At 71.6% G+C, this 14,583-nt stretch carries 14 protein-coding genes and 2 pseudogenes; 4 read left to right on the top strand and 12 right to left on the bottom strand.

What is annotated here, in order from left to right; translation table 11 throughout:
* Window positions 1–18: 18 nt before the first annotated feature.
* The 3 genes from ACFWM2_RS18455 to ACFWM2_RS18445 form a co-directional block, all read right to left on the bottom strand.
* Window positions 19–192, bottom strand: coding sequence for a hypothetical protein (locus tag ACFWM2_RS18455; protein WP_383280407.1), 174 nt, complete (start codon window positions 190–192; stop codon window positions 19–21).
* A 282-nt stretch (window positions 193–474) separates the two neighbouring features.
* On the bottom strand, window positions 475–1,170 hold the full coding sequence (locus ACFWM2_RS18450; RefSeq protein ID WP_383280404.1) for a DUF899 domain-containing protein: 696 nt from the start codon (window positions 1,168–1,170) through the stop codon (window positions 475–477).
* Window positions 1,171–1,425: 255 nt separating this feature from the next.
* On the bottom strand, window positions 1,426–2,784 hold the full coding sequence (locus tag ACFWM2_RS18445; protein WP_383280402.1) for an amidohydrolase: 1,359 nt from the start codon (window positions 2,782–2,784) through the stop codon (window positions 1,426–1,428).
* A 128-nt stretch (window positions 2,785–2,912) separates the two neighbouring features.
* On the opposite strand from ACFWM2_RS18445, the gene ACFWM2_RS18440 reads away from it, so the two are divergent.
* Window positions 2,913–3,869, top strand: a complete 957-nt coding sequence (locus ACFWM2_RS18440; RefSeq protein WP_383280399.1) for an endonuclease/exonuclease/phosphatase family protein — start codon at window positions 2,913–2,915, stop codon at window positions 3,867–3,869.
* A gap of 95 nt (window positions 3,870–3,964) precedes the next feature.
* Here ACFWM2_RS18440 and ACFWM2_RS18435 read toward each other — a convergent pair whose 3' ends face one another.
* The 4 genes from ACFWM2_RS18435 to ACFWM2_RS18420 all read right to left on the bottom strand — a co-directional run bounded on the left by ACFWM2_RS18435 (window position 3,965) and on the right by ACFWM2_RS18420 (window position 8,453).
* On the bottom strand, window positions 3,965–5,893 hold the full coding sequence (locus ACFWM2_RS18435) for an FUSC family protein (protein WP_383280397.1): 1,929 nt from the start codon (window positions 5,891–5,893) through the stop codon (window positions 3,965–3,967).
* 613 nt (window positions 5,894–6,506) lie between these two features.
* On the bottom strand, window positions 6,507–7,238 hold the full coding sequence (locus ACFWM2_RS18430) for a hypothetical protein (RefSeq protein WP_383280394.1): 732 nt from the start codon (window positions 7,236–7,238) through the stop codon (window positions 6,507–6,509).
* 184 nt (window positions 7,239–7,422) lie between these two features.
* Window positions 7,423–7,626: a DUF397 domain-containing protein gene (locus ACFWM2_RS18425; protein ID WP_383280391.1), complete on the bottom strand. Its 204-nt coding sequence runs from the start codon at window positions 7,624–7,626 to the stop codon at window positions 7,423–7,425.
* Entirely contained in the window at window positions 7,623–8,453 is an 831-nt protein-coding gene (locus tag ACFWM2_RS18420; protein WP_383281092.1) for a helix-turn-helix domain-containing protein, read from the bottom strand. Before ACFWM2_RS18420 ends, ACFWM2_RS18425 begins: the two co-directional genes overlap by 4 nt.
* A gap of 261 nt (window positions 8,454–8,714) precedes the next feature.
* Between ACFWM2_RS18420 and ACFWM2_RS18415 the strand changes: the two genes are divergently transcribed.
* A complete protein-coding gene (locus ACFWM2_RS18415; RefSeq protein WP_383280389.1) occupies window positions 8,715–9,116 on the top strand; it encodes an ATP-binding protein in 402 nt (133 codons plus the stop codon).
* Between the two features lie 223 nt (window positions 9,117–9,339).
* On the opposite strand, the gene ACFWM2_RS18410 is transcribed toward ACFWM2_RS18415, so the two are convergent.
* A complete protein-coding gene (locus ACFWM2_RS18410) occupies window positions 9,340–10,158 on the bottom strand; it encodes a nucleotidyltransferase family protein (RefSeq protein ID WP_383281089.1) in 819 nt (272 codons plus the stop codon).
* A 296-nt stretch (window positions 10,159–10,454) separates the two neighbouring features.
* Here ACFWM2_RS18410 and ACFWM2_RS18405 point away from each other — a divergent pair, with 296 nt between their 5' ends.
* Window positions 10,455–10,889: a RidA family protein gene (locus tag ACFWM2_RS18405; RefSeq protein ID WP_383280386.1), complete on the top strand. Its 435-nt coding sequence runs from the start codon at window positions 10,455–10,457 to the stop codon at window positions 10,887–10,889.
* A 56-nt stretch (window positions 10,890–10,945) separates the two neighbouring features.
* Here the strand turns inward: ACFWM2_RS18405 and ACFWM2_RS18400 are convergent, their stop codons facing one another.
* The gene (locus ACFWM2_RS18400; protein ID WP_383280383.1) at window positions 10,946–11,890 is read right to left on the bottom strand and encodes a glycoside hydrolase family 6 protein; all 945 of its coding nucleotides are present in this window, start codon (window positions 11,888–11,890) and stop codon (window positions 10,946–10,948) included.
* Window positions 11,891–12,421: 531 nt separating this feature from the next.
* A pseudogene (locus tag ACFWM2_RS18395) lies at window positions 12,422–12,592 on the bottom strand (Asp/Glu/hydantoin racemase); the annotation flags it as partial.
* Here ACFWM2_RS18395 and ACFWM2_RS18390 point away from each other — a divergent pair.
* A pseudogene (locus tag ACFWM2_RS18390) lies at window positions 12,592–12,795 on the top strand (FCD domain-containing protein); the annotation flags it as partial. The pseudogenes ACFWM2_RS18395 and ACFWM2_RS18390 sit on opposite strands and share 1 nt — an antisense overlap.
* A 59-nt stretch (window positions 12,796–12,854) precedes the next feature.
* Here the strand turns inward: ACFWM2_RS18390 and pip are convergent.
* Entirely contained in the window at window positions 12,855–13,817 is a 963-nt protein-coding gene (gene pip, locus ACFWM2_RS18385) for a prolyl aminopeptidase (RefSeq protein ID WP_383280380.1), read from the bottom strand.
* A complete protein-coding gene (locus ACFWM2_RS18380) occupies window positions 13,817–14,545 on the bottom strand; it encodes a uracil-DNA glycosylase (protein ID WP_383280378.1) in 729 nt (242 codons plus the stop codon). Before ACFWM2_RS18380 ends, pip begins: the two co-directional genes overlap by 1 nt.
* Window positions 14,546–14,583 lie beyond the last annotated feature (38 nt).

Raw genomic sequence — 14,583 nt, 5'->3', positions numbered from 1 at the left:
ACTCGGCCCCGCTGCTCCCTACTCGACGAGCTCCCCACCACGCACGATCACCAGAAATGCGTCCGTCGCGAGATCCATGACGACCTCGGCGGCCTGGCCCTGCAGGCGGCACGCCTGCGCGAACTCCTCCGCGGGCCACGATCCGCGTGGCCCACCGGCGGGAAAGCGCTCCAGCACCATTCGCCCGTTCACCCTGCACCTCCATGTCGCGCTGTACTCGTAGAGTTAAACGCTCTGGAGGGGGTGAACGGCGCGCGACGTGACGGTACTGAGACGTAGTCGACACTTGCGGACCCTCTTGGGGTGAGGGATCTCTCGCGATCCGTACCCACTGTGTCGGCGCGAGTACGCCCCGCGATCATGCCGCCGACCTGCCGTGCCCGCGAGATCCGCGAGGCGGGGCGCGTCAGTCGCGGTACGCGACGCCGACCGCGTCGGCCGTCGCATTCGTCGAGATGCGCCGGGCCGGTCGCGTCAGTCGTCGTATTCGTCGTGGTACCGGATCCGCTCGCTGCCCGCGGGTGCGCCCAGGGCGGAGGCGCGTCCCTCGGGCTCCTCCCACTCCTCCTGCCGTCCCAGGGCGGTGAGGTCCAGCAGCGTGGCCGTCGAGCCGAGCCCGTCCAGACCGCGCTCGTACGTCGAGTATGTGTGGAAGATCCGGTCGCGGTCGCGCAGGAAGCAGCTCACGCCCGGACGCTCGAAGGGCTCTTGGTCGCCGTCCCCCTCGAAGGAGACCTGGAAGTCGTGGTTGAAGCCGGTGCCGTACGAGGAGTACCAGGGCAGGGTCCAGCCCATGCGGGCCTTGAAGGGCAGGATCTTGGTGAACGGCGCACGGGACACCGCGGCGAAGGCGGTGCCCCGGGCCCGCAGATGGGCGAGATGAGCGATCTGGTCGAGGAACGCCGAGCAGCTTCGGCACCCCGCGTCCCACTCGGGCGCGAACATGAAGTGGTAGACGACGAGTTGGTGCCGTCCCTCGAAGAGGTCGAGGAGAGTCGCCTTGCCGTCGCCGCCCTCGAACACGTACTCCGTGTCGATCTCGACCATCGGCAGCCCGCGCCGCTCGGCGTTGAGCGCGTCACGTGCGCGCGTGACGGCCTTCTCCTTGGCCAGCAGCTGTTCGCGCGCGATGCGCCACTGTTCGCGCGAGACGATCTGCGGAAGCGTCATGGGCCCCTCCTCCGGTACGCGACGGGACCCCGGGGAGCGGTCCCTCTCGGGGGTGGACCGGCACGGTGAGCGGAACTCATCGGTGCGTCGGAAAAATTCTTCTCCCCGTACGTCATTCTTCTCCCCCGTACGTCACCGGTGCATCGGGAGAACGCTTCCCTCGGTACGTCACCGGCAGCGCGGGCGGGCGGGGAGGGCCGAGGGCCGCCACGACGCGGGCGCCCACGCCGCCCGAAGCCGGCCACGCCGAGCGCCTCAGGTGTCGTACTCCTGGATCCGCCGGCCATGGCTCCGGTCGATCAGCGCCGGCAGCCGGTCCCCCAACTCCCTTACCGCCGAGGGCAGATCGATGGTGAGCAGCCGGCGGTCCCGCATCAGTACGCGTCCGTCGACGACGGTCGTGCGGACGTCGGCGGAGCGCGCGCTGTGCACGAGGGTGGCCACGAGGTCGTGCACGGGCTGGGTGTGCGGGCCGGTGAGGTCCACGAGGACGATGTCGGCCCGCCGGCCGGGGGCGAGGCTGCCGATGCTCTCGCCGAGGCCGACCGCCCGGGCACTCTGCAGCGTCGCGTGGTGCAGTGCTTGACGGGACGTCAGCCAGCGCGGGTCGCCCTCGGCGGACTTCTGCACCAGCGCGGTGAGCGCCATGGACTCCCACACATCGAGCGAGTTGTTCGATGCGGCCCCGTCCGTGGCGAGCCCGACCGGGACGCCGACACCGCGCAACGCCCGTACCGGCGTGGGGTCCCAGGCGAATTTCAGATACCCGCGGGGTGCGGTCGCGACGGCGACGCGGCCGGCGGCACGTTCCAGTACGGGCAGATCGCGTTCGATGATGCCGGTGCCGTGCGCGACGAGGAGACCGGCTTCGAGGTCGAGGAGCCCGGCGCGTTCCAGGATCTCGATCGGCGTACGACCGTACCGGGCCAGGCTGGTGTCGGTCTGACCGCGGCTCTCGGAGGCGTGGAGGTGCACGGGCAGTCCGTGTTCGCGGGCGAGTGCGGCGGTCGCGGCGAGGTCGTCGTCGGTCACGGTGTACGGCGCGTGCGGTGCCAGGGCGGTGGTGATGCGGCCGTCGGCGGTGCCCCGGTGGCGGAGTGCGAACTCCAGAGATTTCTCCCGGCCTTCGGGTCCCTGGGTGGAGAAGAAGGCCTCGCCCAGGTGGGCGCGCAGCCCGGACTCCGCCACGACGGCGGCGACCGTGTCCATGGAGAAGTAGTGGTCCGCGAAGCAGGTGACTCCGCCGCGGATCATCTCGGCGCAGGCGAGCCGGGCGCCCAACTCGACGTCCTTGGCGGTGAGATTGGACTCGATGGGCCAGACGAAGTCGTTGAACCACTCCTCGGCCGGCAGGTCCTCGGCGATTCCGCGCAGCGCGACCATCGGCGCGTGCGTGTGGCAGTTGATCAGCCCGGGCATCGCGACCTGACCGCGCCCGTCGATGTGCTCGACGGCGTCCGGGAGGCGCACGTCACCGGCCTCCGGCCGGATGCTCTCGACGACTCCGTCCCGTACGACGATCGAGGCGTTCTCGACGAATCCGATGTCCTCATGTTCGTCGTGCACGAGGGCGGTGCATCCGGTGATGACGAGATCGGCGGGAGAAGGAGTCACCACGCCAACGTACGACGGCATCGTGCCGCCGGGCGACGTGAATCGTGCATCCCGTCCCCGCCCTGTCGCGGCGGCGGTTTCGCGCGCACCCTGGCGTCATCACCGCCTGCGCCCGGGAAGGGGCCGGCATGCTCCTCGCCACCTGGAACCTGGAGAACCTGTACCGGCCCGGCAGCCCGTTCGGCCCCAAGGACAAGGCCGCGTACGAGACGAAGCTGGCCGCCCTGGCGTCCGTCATCACGGAACTCGACCCGACCCTGCTGGGTGTCCAGGAGGTCGGCGACCCGGGCGCGCTGGAGGACCTGGCCGGCCTGCTGGACGGCGACTGGCACATCGCGCTCTCGGAGCACGCGGACAGCCGCGGCATCCGGGTCGGTTTCCTCAGTCACCGTCTCGTACCGACGGTGCTCGCCGACACGAACTCCTTCCCGGAGCTGTTGTGGCCGGTGCAGGGCGACGACGCCGGAGCGCCCGTGACGCGGGCGGGCCGCGGCTTCCTGGCGGTCGAGATCGCCACGCGGGCCGCGGTGCTGAAGGTGGCGGTGTGTCATCTGAAGTCGAAGCTGCTGTCGTACCCTGGCGGCCGTTTCCAGCCGCGCGACGAGGGCGAACGGGCCCGCTACGGCGCCTACGCCCTGTATCGGCGGGCGGCCGAGGCCACGGCGCTGCGCGCGCTGGCCGACGACCTGCTGGCCGGTGAGGGCCGCACTCGCGACGTGGCGGTGCTGGGCGATCTCAACGACGAGGTGCAGGCCGCCACCACGCAGATTCTGCTCGGCCCGCCCGGTTCCGAGATCGGCACCTCCGGCTACGCACACCCGGACAACGGCGACGCGATGCGCCTGTGGGACGTGGCCCCGCTCATCCCCGCCGACCAGCGGTACTCGCGCGTCAACTCGGGTCGCCGCGAGCTGATCGACCACATCCTGGTCAGCCACCGCCTGGTCCACCGGATCACCGCGGCGGGCACAGGCCTGCCCGACGACGGGGTGCCGCGACTGCCTTCGGTCGGCCCGGACCCCGCTCAGCGGCGTGGTGCTCCCGGGTCGGACCACGCGCCGGTGTGGGTGCGGGTACAGCCGTAGGCGTCAGCCTGTGCGGGGCGTGGGGGACAGCCTGCGCCGGACATGGGCGTCGGCCTGCGCCGGACGTGGGCGTCAGGCCGATACGGCCGTAGGCGTCAGCCGGTCTGGGCGAGTCCCCGCGGCCCGGCCGCCTCGCTCAGCCCCGCCGTCCCGGTCAGCCCCGCCGTCTCGCTCAGCCCCGCCCGCTCCCGGCGCTCGGCGAGTTCGTCGAGGAGCTCGCGGAGGTGCTCGGTGTGGCGCGGGGCGATCCGTCCGGTGTCGTCGAGGTGCACGGCGCACGCGGTGGTGGTGTCCACGAGCCGTTCCAGGGTGGCCGCCACCCTGTCCGTACCCTCCGTGTGCCGTGCGAGGGCCGGGAGTTCGGCGGCGGCGAGGTCGATCGCGGCACGGGTCTCCGCGAGGGCGCGGTAGGCCTCGCGGCGCAGCGCCCACCGGCCGGTCCGGTCGTCCGCGGTGCCGTCGCCCAGGACGTGCGCGAGGTAGGCGTCGGTCGCCTGCGCGGCACGGGTGAGCCGGGACCGTACCGTCGCCCCGCGCTGTCCGATTGCCGGCAGATGTCCTACGAGCAGCACGATCGCGCAGGCCAGCAGCGTCTCGCCGATCCGGCTCCAGGAGGCCTGCGGCTCCCCGCCCACCATGACGAGGGCGAGGACGAGGACGGTGACGACGGCGGTCTGCGCGGCGAAGTGCCGGGTGGCGACGGGAATCAGCGCACCGCAGAGGGCGACCAGCGCCACGAGCCCGGCGGGCCGGGGCAGCAGCAGCGCGAGTCCCGCGAAGACGACCGCGCCGAGCACCGTGCCCGCCGCCCGGCACAGGACGCGCGAGGCGAGCGGCCCGAGATCGGGCTTGACCAGGAAGACGGCGGTCGCGGGCAGCCAGTACCAGTGCGCGTGGAGCCCGTACCAGCGGGTGTGGTGCAGAGCCTGCGCGACGGCCGCGGCGGCGCCGAAGGAGAGGGCGACCCGGAGGCCGTACTCACGTCCGCCCGCGCCGAGAGCGGTGCGCAGCACGGACCTGGCGGTACGGCGTCGGGTATGCGTCCCTCGGTGCGGCGTGCCCGCCCCGCGGTCGAAGGCGTCGGCGGCGTGCAGCAGGGCGTCGTCGAGCGCGCGCAGGGCGGGCGCCGAGCGGGCCGGCGCGGGCAGCGGCCCGGGGTGACGGCCGCCACGGACCGCCGCGGCGAGCCGCCGGGGCCCCTCCACGGTTCGCGCGGGCAGCGGATCCTCCGCCCACGCGAGCGCGGTCGCGGCCTCGGCGAGCGGCAGTGCGGCGACGTACTGCGCGTGCAGCCGCCGTTCGGTCCCGGAGACGGCGTACCGCCTCAGCCGGGGCCCGGACAGCGCGTCCTGCGCATGATCGAGAGCGGCGGTGAGGGCGGCACGGCGGGTGGTCGCGTCCGGTCCCCCGGCGGCGTCGAGCAGCGCGGCAACCGCCTCGTACACGCCGGCGACGGCGTCCCGCTCCCCGTCGAACCGGTAGTCGCCGGAGGGGGCGCCCGGCGTCGGCAGGACGAGCCGCAGCCCGAGCAGCCAGCCGGCGCCCGCGAGGAAGAGGAGCGCACGCTGCCATCCGGGCTCGGGCAGCGGCATCCCCGCTCCGACCGCGGAGCCGACGAGGAGCTGGGTACCGGCTCCGCTCGCCACCGGACCGACGGCGCTGACGGCTCCGGCGACCAGCCCGAGCCCGGTCAGTACGCCGGTCAGCGCCAGGGGTCCCACGTGCTCCCCGGTGTACGACCCGACGAGCAGCCCGCAGGCGCCCGCCAGCGCGGGCAGGCCCAGCCGCTTGACGGCGGTTCGCCGGCCGCCGGGCCGGTCGTTGATCCCGGCGAGCATGGCGCCGAGCGCGGCGACGACGCCTACGGAGGGCCGCCCGGCGAGGACCGCGACGAGCAGCAGGGGCCCGGCGGCCAGTCCACCCCGGACGACGGCGCTCCAGGGCACCGGACCCCGCTGGGCCCTCAGGGCATGGGCGAGCCAGGGCGGTACGGCGACGGCCGGGGGGCGAGCGGCGAGGGGCACGGAACTCCAGTCGGACGAGGGCGGGGGCCTTCGGGCGACATCGGCCGAGCGGTGGTTCCACCGTAGATCGCGTTGCTGGAGGGAAGGGGACGTACGTATTTCCGCGAGATGACACTTGGCGGGATTGCCGCGTTCTTTATGAACGCAATCACGATGATGGCCACCGCGACGAACGCCGGCGCGATCAACGCAAACGCGGAGCGGGCCCGAGGGCGTAGCCGGCCCCCGGGCCCTGTGATGCCGCCCATGTGGCACGCCGGCACGCTTGAGGACCCAGATCAGTCATCATGTCGCCGCGTCCTGCCTTTGGACCACCGCACATCGAGCTGTGCGGGCCGGACTTGAACCGGCATTTCGACGTCCGGGGTCTGGGCCCGGTCGATCCGGCGATCGGCGGCGAATGCTGAGTCTGGAGCAAGAGTCTGAGATTGACGCGGTCTGCCTCTTCCAGTTGGGCTACCGCGGCAAGAACGTAAGTGCCGCGGGGAGGACTCGAACCTCCACTGGAACCGCTCATCACGACAAGCTTCAGTTTCAGCTTGCGCTCCTCGCGCACCCCGGCCGTGATAATCGGCCGGGGAGTTGATGAGGCTACCCCAAGGGGCAGCGGTTGTTATCCGAAGAGATAGCCGAACACGGCGTCACCGACGCGCTGGTCGACGACGTCCACGCCGTTCGCCTCCTCGCGGGCGAACTTGACGGCCTGCTGCAACTTCTCGACCCGGCCGAGGAGTTCGTTCACGCGTCGCGCGGGCAGCGCTCCGGAGAACTTCACGGTCGTCCAGTACCCGACCGGTACGTCCTCGTAGTACACCTCGACCTGGGCGGGATGCTTCTCGGTGGCCTCGGCCTTCACATGGTTCCGGGGCACCTTCTTCGTACGGAGGGTCCGCACCGGCTCGGTCTTCCACGCGTCGGTGGACGGGTCCTGGACCCAGGACTCGGAGGCGTCCAGGACGGGCAGCTTCCGCACGAAGGTGTTGAGGTCGGTGAGCTGCTTCTCCAGGAAGAGCAGATACGACACGGGCACCTCGGCGACGAGCACCCGCCCGTCCACCTTCACGTCCGCGCGGGCCGTGCAGTTGGACCAGTCCTTGGTGGCGGTCACGTCGAACAGCCGCGTAAGGGTCGCCGCGGTCTCCCGCAACACGTCCTCGGCCTGCACCTGCACCCGCGTCGACTCGGGGGGCAGCTGCTCCCCCTCCTCGTCCTTCGGCTGGTACGTACGCGAGATTCCGGCCAGCAACGCGGGCTTCTGCAGCCCATGGTGAGCTGCCGTCAGGTCCTGATGAGACTTGGACTTGATGCCCTTCTCGACTGCGATGATCTGATTGAGTTTCGCCACGTCACGAACGCTATCAGCGTCAACTTCGGTTTCTCGACGGGTTATTCGCCGGGGTACGCCGATGCCCGCTTCCGGGCTCGCCTGGACGCGCGATCGCCGCCGGGCCGCGGATCGGCCTCCGGCCGGGATGGCGACGTACGCAGAGCCCTCTTCGGATGCTGACCCGAAGAGGGCTCCGGCGGTGTCAGAGCGCCGCGAATTCGATGAACGCGGTCCAGGTTCCGGACCTCACGCTCAGCGAGGGGCGGGCCGTGTCCTTCGAGTCGCGGACGTGGACCGTGCCGGGGCTGGCCGCGATCTCGACGCAGTCACCGCCCTCAGCGCCGCTGTAACTGCTCTTGACCCAAGTCAGTTCAGGGATGGAACCGGTTGTCGCTTCGACGTTCATACCTCTCCCAGCAACTTCTCGATGAAGGCCAGAGACTCACTCGGAGTGAGAGCCTGCGCTCGGATGATCCCATAGCGTGCCGCAAGGGCGCGGACCTCTTCTCGATCAGTCACCAGCGTGCTCCGCCCCTGGGCCTCCATGTAACCGACCTGATCTGCACTCTGCTGAGTCAGCACCGTGAATGGCCCATCGACGCCGGCATTGTCCTCAACATCGAGAGGCATGACCTGAATCTCGACGTTCCGCTTCTGCCCGATAAGCAGGATTTGCTCAAGCTGCCCTCGCCGCACCTCACGCCCGCCCAGACAGCGTCGTAGAAGCGACTCCTCCATGACGAAACTCAGGAGCGGAGCGGGCCGCCTGCTGAAGATCTCCTGCCGGGCGAGACGCGCTAGTACCCGCCGCTCGATGGTGTCCTCGTCCAAGATCGGCCTGCGCATGCCGAGCAGGGCCCGGGTGTACTCCTCCGTCTGCAGAAGCCCCTTCACCACATGGGTGTCATACGCGCAGAGCTCAACCGCCTCGGCCTCCAACCGCGCCGCATCCCGAAAGAACGGCGGATACTGCGCCCGAGCCACCTCCTCCTTCCCCACCCTCAACATTCCGCCCGCATCGAGCACTTCATCGGCGCCGTCGATGAATTTGGGCGGTGCGATGCGCCTCCCCTGCTCGAAGGAGGCGATCGTCGACGCCGAGTACCCCGTCCGCGCTCCGAGTTCCGCCCGGTCGAGTCCCGCCCGTTCACGGCACAGCTTCAGCTGGCGCCCGAACACGTGCAGGATCCCGGTCCCGGACTCGTACTCCCGCTCCGCCCGCTGCTCCACCACGCCGGCCACCTCCCGTATGTACCGCACCGAACATCCCGCCAGGGCCCACCACAACCGCTCCCGCGACCAACGCGCCGCGCGAGAGCCCGGTCACGCCTCACCGCGCGTACAAGCGCACGCCGGCCACGTACAACCGACGCCGGTCGGCGCGTCACGCCTGTTCAAAGCTACGCACGGGCCGCGACCGTTCTCCCCATGAAGCCGGTAATTCCCCCACACAGGCATATGCCGCAACGCACTGCGCTCGTACACGAGTTCGCGATGCGGTTCACATCGACCCCACGGGGCGCACGACTCGCCCGCCGCCTCATCTCGCACCGCCTGAACGACTGGGGCCACCCGTACACGTCATCCGCCAACGAGACCGTCACCCTGATCACGGCGGAGCTCACCGCGAACGCCGTCCGGCACGGCCATGTCCCGGGTCGCGACTTCCACCTCCGCCTCGCCGCGGCCGAGGGTGTCTTACGGGTCGAGGTCACCGACACGCGGGCGGAGAGACTCCCCGTACCGGGAGCGCCGCACCCGGACGGGGAGTCCGGGCGTGGCCTCCTCCTCGTCGACGCCCTCGCCGACGACTGGGGTGTCGCCACGCGCCCGGCCGCCCCCGGCAAGACCGTATGGGCCGAACTCCGCCTCCCCGCACCGGCGGACACACCCTGACCACGGCGCGGGGACGATGCTTCCGTGCTGTCAGGAAGCGGACTTGCCGATCGAGGAGGACTCCTTGCCCTTCCCGGTCGGCTGATGGATGAAGACGGCCGGCACGGCCAACAGAAGTCGACGTTCCACAGCGCGCTCCTTGTTCATCTGCGGGTTCTGCTGCGTGAGGGGCCGCAGCCCCCCAGGTGCAGCTCGTTGTGTTCAGTCGTCGCCCCGACCCTTGTCAGGTCCGTCGAAGTCGCCCGTCCGCCTCGGCCCGCGCCGCCCCCACTGCCGCGCGGAAAAGCGCCTCGGCATCGTCGAGCGCGGAAGCGAGCGATGCCGGATCCTGCTCCAGGCCGGCCACGAGGTCGTCCACACCCCTCAGTCCCGCCCCCTCCAGCAACCGCTTCTCGTTCGTCACCCACTCACCGCGTGCCGCCAGTACGGCGTGCCCGGTCTGCATGGCCGCGGTGGCGAGGGCACCCGCCACCTCGGTCAGACGGGCGGCCGGGACATGGTTGGCGCGCGCGTAGGTGAGGGTGATGCCGGCCGTGCCGCGCCAGCGTTCGGCGGCGGAGCCGCGCAGCTTCTCCGGGTAGCGGGCCGGGCGGGACAGTTCGCCGCGCAGGACGCGGTTGACGGCCAGCTCGGCGACGACCAAGTAGCTGGGGATTCCGGCGAGATGGAAGAGCAGGGGCTCCACCCGGAAGCGTCCCTCCTCCGCTTCCGCCCACTCGTGCTCGACGACGTCGAGATCGCGGTAGTGGACGTCGACGCGGCGCCCCTGGACGGTCAGCCAGGCGCCGCCGTTGAAGACGCCCCCGCCCCAGCCGCCGAGTTCGGAGACCTCGCCCTCCCAGCCGACGGCCCGCAGGTCGTCGGGGTCGAAGTTCCGCCGGTAATAGACGGCCAGATCCCAGTCACTGTCCGGCGAGTGAGTCCCCTGCGCCCGCGAGCCGCCGAGGGCCACCGCACGGACACCGGGGAGCGCGGCGAGGCGGTCGGCGAGATGGTCGAGAAACGTCTCGTCGTTCATGGTCACCCGGGCCTCCTTGCTCATGGGGTTGCTCACGGGGTCGCTCATGGGGTTGCTCATGGGGGCGAGAATGCGGTGGGACGCCGGTGGTGTCGAGTCGTTTTCGTCGGGTTCCGTACCCGAGGCGAGCGGCGGATCGTCAGCGGGGCACGCTTCGACTGAACGCAGGCACGCAAGCACGCAGGAACGGGACACCGGCACCCAGGGCTCCCAACTCCGATCAAAACCAGGTGCGTCCAGCGCCGCGACCCCGCATCATCGGCGGGTTGCCCCCGCCGCAGAGCTGGGCAGCGCGCACCTCGGAAGCCCAAGGAGCCCCCGTGATCCAGCGCGTCACCGTCCCCGCCCTCTTCCCTCCGCCCATCTACTCGCACGCCTCTGTCGTCGAGGCCGGGACCAAGCTGGCGTTTCTCGCCGGTTCCGTCCCGCTCGACGGCGGCGGCGCGCTCGTCGGCGCGGGAGACCCCGTACGGCAGACCGAGCAGGTGCTTGCCAATCTGGTCCAGCAACTGCACGCGGTCGGAAGCGACTTGGCGCATGTCCTGTCGACCGACGTGTACGTCGTGAGCAGCGAGCCCGGCGTGCTCTCCGCCGTATGGGAGGTCGTCGAGGCCTCCGGGCTCAGCACCGGCCCGCACTCGTCGACCCTGCTCGGCGTGGCCTGCCTCGGGTACACCGGACAGCTGGTGGAGATTACGGCGACAGCTGTCGTCCCCGGGCCGAGCGGAACGCCGGAGTACGAGACCCAGGAGTAGCGCACCCTGGAAGCGGACCTGGGCACGGCCCGGACGCCAGGCGCGGCCAACACGGTTCAACCGGCGGCGTTGCGCGCCAGCTCCAGCGCGTACGACGGCCACCACTCCCCCGCGGCCGGCCCGCCCCGACAGGTTCCGTCGGACTCGCCCGGCCGCTTGATCCACAGATAGGCGTCGATCAGCGGGGCGCCCGTCCGCACCGTGGGCGGGATGCCCAGGGCCCTGCCCGGCGGATTGCACCAGGAATCGGCGCCGGTGTAGGGCCCGTTGCCGTTCCTGCTGGTGTCGACGACGAAGTGCTTGCCGCCGAGGTCCTTCGACAGCCACTTCCCGTACGTCGAACTGGCCGCATCCGTCTGGAAGTTGGAGACGTTGAGCGCCACCCCGTCGGCACGGGCCGCCCCCGAGTCCTTGAGGGCGTCGACCAACCGCCAGGCCTCCGGGATCCAGGAGTTGTTGCCCGCGTCGAGGTAGACCCGGGCGCCGGACTGTCGCTTGAAACGGTCCACGGCGTACGCCAGCAGCGCGTACCGCTCCTTCGCCACGACCCGGGTGCAGCCGGCCACCACCTGGGCGACGGCGTCCGGCTCGACGATGACGTAGGTGCCGCGGTCGCCGAGGCCCGCCGCGAACTCGTCCACCCAGGTCCGATAGGCCTCGCCGGTGGGCGCTCCCCCGCCGGAGTAGGCCCCGCAGTCGCGGTTCGGGACGTAGTACGCGACCAGGACGGCCGTACGTCCCTGCCGCGCGGCCGCGGTCGTACGGTCCCGGACGAGTGCTTCGGGAGCGGAGCCGGAGATCCAGTCGGCCTGGGCGCGTCCCGCGATGCGGTCCATCAGCGTGGCGTCCGCGGTCCGGCCGAGGGCGCGGTACTCGGCGGCCTGCCGGGCGGCGCGGGAGTCGGGGTCCACCCAGAAGGTGGCGTCCGCCTCGGTGCCGGGCCCGGGGGCACCGCCGCGCGCACCGACACCCGTACCCGCGCCCGTATCTACGGGTCTCACACTCGCTCCCGTATCTACGGGTCCCACACCCGCTCCCGTATCTACGGGTCCCACACCCGCTCCCGCACCCACGGCTCCCGGTCGGGTTGCCGTCCTCACGGCTCCCGCTCCTCCGGTTGCCGTCCCCATGGCTCGCGTTCGCGTTGACGCCCCCACGGCTCCCGCCCCGGCCGCCGCCCCCACGGCCCCCGCTCCTCCGGTTGCCGTCCCCACGGCTCCCGCCCCGGCTGCCGTCCCCACGGCTCCGGCACCCGTGCCGGAGGCCCTGACCGCACCCGTGCAGCAGACCCCCACGAGCAGAGCGACAAGCAGCGTTCTCGGCAACGGCGTGAGCGCGGGCGCGGGCACGGGCGGCTCCGTTCACTGGTTCGGCGTCCGGTCCTTCCCGGGAGTGTGCGGGCACCCGCCTCCACCGTCCCGTCCCAGGCCGCCGGGTCGCGACAAGATCACCCCGACGGAGCCGGTCCCGACCCCCGGCCCCGGCTCCAGCCTCCGACCGAGCGAGACCCGGACGCGGACCCGACCCCGACCTCAGCCCCAGACCACCCCCGCCCCCGGCTCCCTCTCCCCGCCACCCCACACCCGCCGCTTCGGCACTGGCTTCGCATAGCTTCCGGCCCGGCTCGTCGTCAGGCCCAGTGACACCAGCGACTCGGCGAGTTTGACCGCCGCCGCGACCCCGTCGACCACGGGCAGCCCCAGTGGAACCGGTTGACGGCCGACTGCGCCGGCTCACCCGCCAGAACGAGGAGTGGCCCCAACTCCTCCTGGAACACCGTGAGTTGTACGAGGCCATCGCGTCCGACGACCCGGACCGGGCCCGCGCACACGCCCTCGCCCACGTCCGAGCGAACTACCGCTCCACGGTGCGCCACCTCTTCGGCACCGCCGAGCCCCTCGACTAGGCACACGTCCCCCGGAGCCCGTCCTGGATGCCGGTGTTCATGCCGAAGCCGCCGGTGGGTCAGCGGGCCGCGCACAAGTCCGTGGCCGCCACCAGCGCGTCCACGACACCCACCGCACCCGCGTTGTGGCCCACGTCGTCAACGGTGATCAACTCACTGCCGGGCCAGGCCCGGTGGAGTCGCCAGACGATACCCAGAAGGTTGCCGAAATCGAGGCCGCCCTGGACCAGGGTGCCGGGGATCCGGGCGAGCAGCGGTGCGTCCCGCAGGACGACACCCTCGTCGTTGCCCTCGCCCAGGAAGTGGTCGCCGCCGAAGTAGTGCGTCACCGTGCGGGCGAAACCCAGCCGGAAGACCGGGTCCTCGTAGCGCGGCACGGACCGCGGTGGCGCGGGAACGGTCGCCGTCTCCCAGTCGGTCCACGCCCGCGCCGCCCGCGCCCGCACCTCGGGGTCCGGCGATTCGATCAGCCGGCTGTACGCGGCCGCGAGATTTCCGTCGCGCTCCCCCTCCGGCACCTCGACGAGGAAGCACTCGAAGGCCTCGGGGAAGATCCGGCCAAGTCCCTTGGTCAGCAAGGTCACTTCGGGATTGGAGCCGGTGGCGACGCCGGTGAGCACGAGCTCCGACACGACACCGGGATGCGTCTGCGCGTACCGCATTCCAAGCACCGACCCCCACGACACGCCCCACACCAGCCACCGCCCGATCCCCAGATGCCGCCGGAGCAGCTCCAGGTCGGCAATCAGGTGAGCGGTCGTGTTCACGCTCATGTCCGTCCCGTACGCGCTCGCGTGCGGTGTGGAGCGGCCGGCTCCGCGCTGGTCGAGCAGCACGATCCGGTACGCGGCCGGGTCGAAGTAGCGCCGGAAGCCGGGGGTGCAGCCGGACCCCGGCCCGCCGTGCAGGATGACCGCGGGTTTCCCCTCGGGGTTCCCGCAGACCTCCCAGTACACGCGGTTGCCGTCGCCCACGTCGAGCCTGCCGTGCTCGTACGGCTCGATCTCCGGATACAGACCCATCACGCGACCCCAGGGCGTTCCGGCGCCGTCGGCAGGCCCGCCGCTCGGGCCGCCGTGCGCAGCACGTCGCGGAGCATGGCCGGGGTCAGCCGGCCGGTGAAGGTGTTGCGCTGGCTGACGTGGAAGCACCCGAAGAGCTCCAGCGGCTCGTCCGGGCCGTCAAGGGTGACGTGCGCCCCGTGACCGAAGACGGGCCGCGGTCGGGGCACCTCCCATCCCGCCTCCGCGAAGGCGGGCAGCGCGGCCTGCCAGCCGAACGCTCCGAGTACCACCACGGCCCGCAGCGTGGGCCGCAGCAGCTTCAGTTCGCCCACCAGCCAGGGCCGGCAGGTGTTCCGCTCCTCGGGAGTCGGCTTGTTGGCGGGCGGAGCACAGTGCACGGGCGAGGTGACGCGGGTGCCGCGGAGGCTCAGGCCGTCGTCCGCGCTCACCGAGGTGGCCTGCGACGCCAGCCCCACGTCGTGCATCGCCGCGAACAGCACATCGCCGGACCGGTCCCCGGTGAACATCCGTCCCGTCCGGTTCCCGCCGTGCGCCGCGGGCGCCAGCCCGACGACGAGCAGTGCGGCGTCGGGCGGCCCGAAGCCGGGCACGGGACGGCCCCAGTACGTCCAGTCGGCGAAGGCGGCGCGCTTGGTGCGGGCGACCTCCTCCCGCCAGTCCACCAGCCGGGGGCAGGCGGTGCATCCCGTCAGACGGTCGTCCAGATCGGCCAGGCTGCTGTCCATGCCACCACCGTACGACCAGGACTGCCGGCTGCCCGGCC

Origin of the sequence: Streptomyces sp. NPDC058371, assembly GCF_042723265.1 — a bacterium.
Taxonomy (GTDB): Bacteria; Actinomycetota; Actinomycetes; order Streptomycetales; family Streptomycetaceae; genus Streptomyces.
This window is presented reverse-complemented; position numbering and strand designations above follow the sequence as displayed.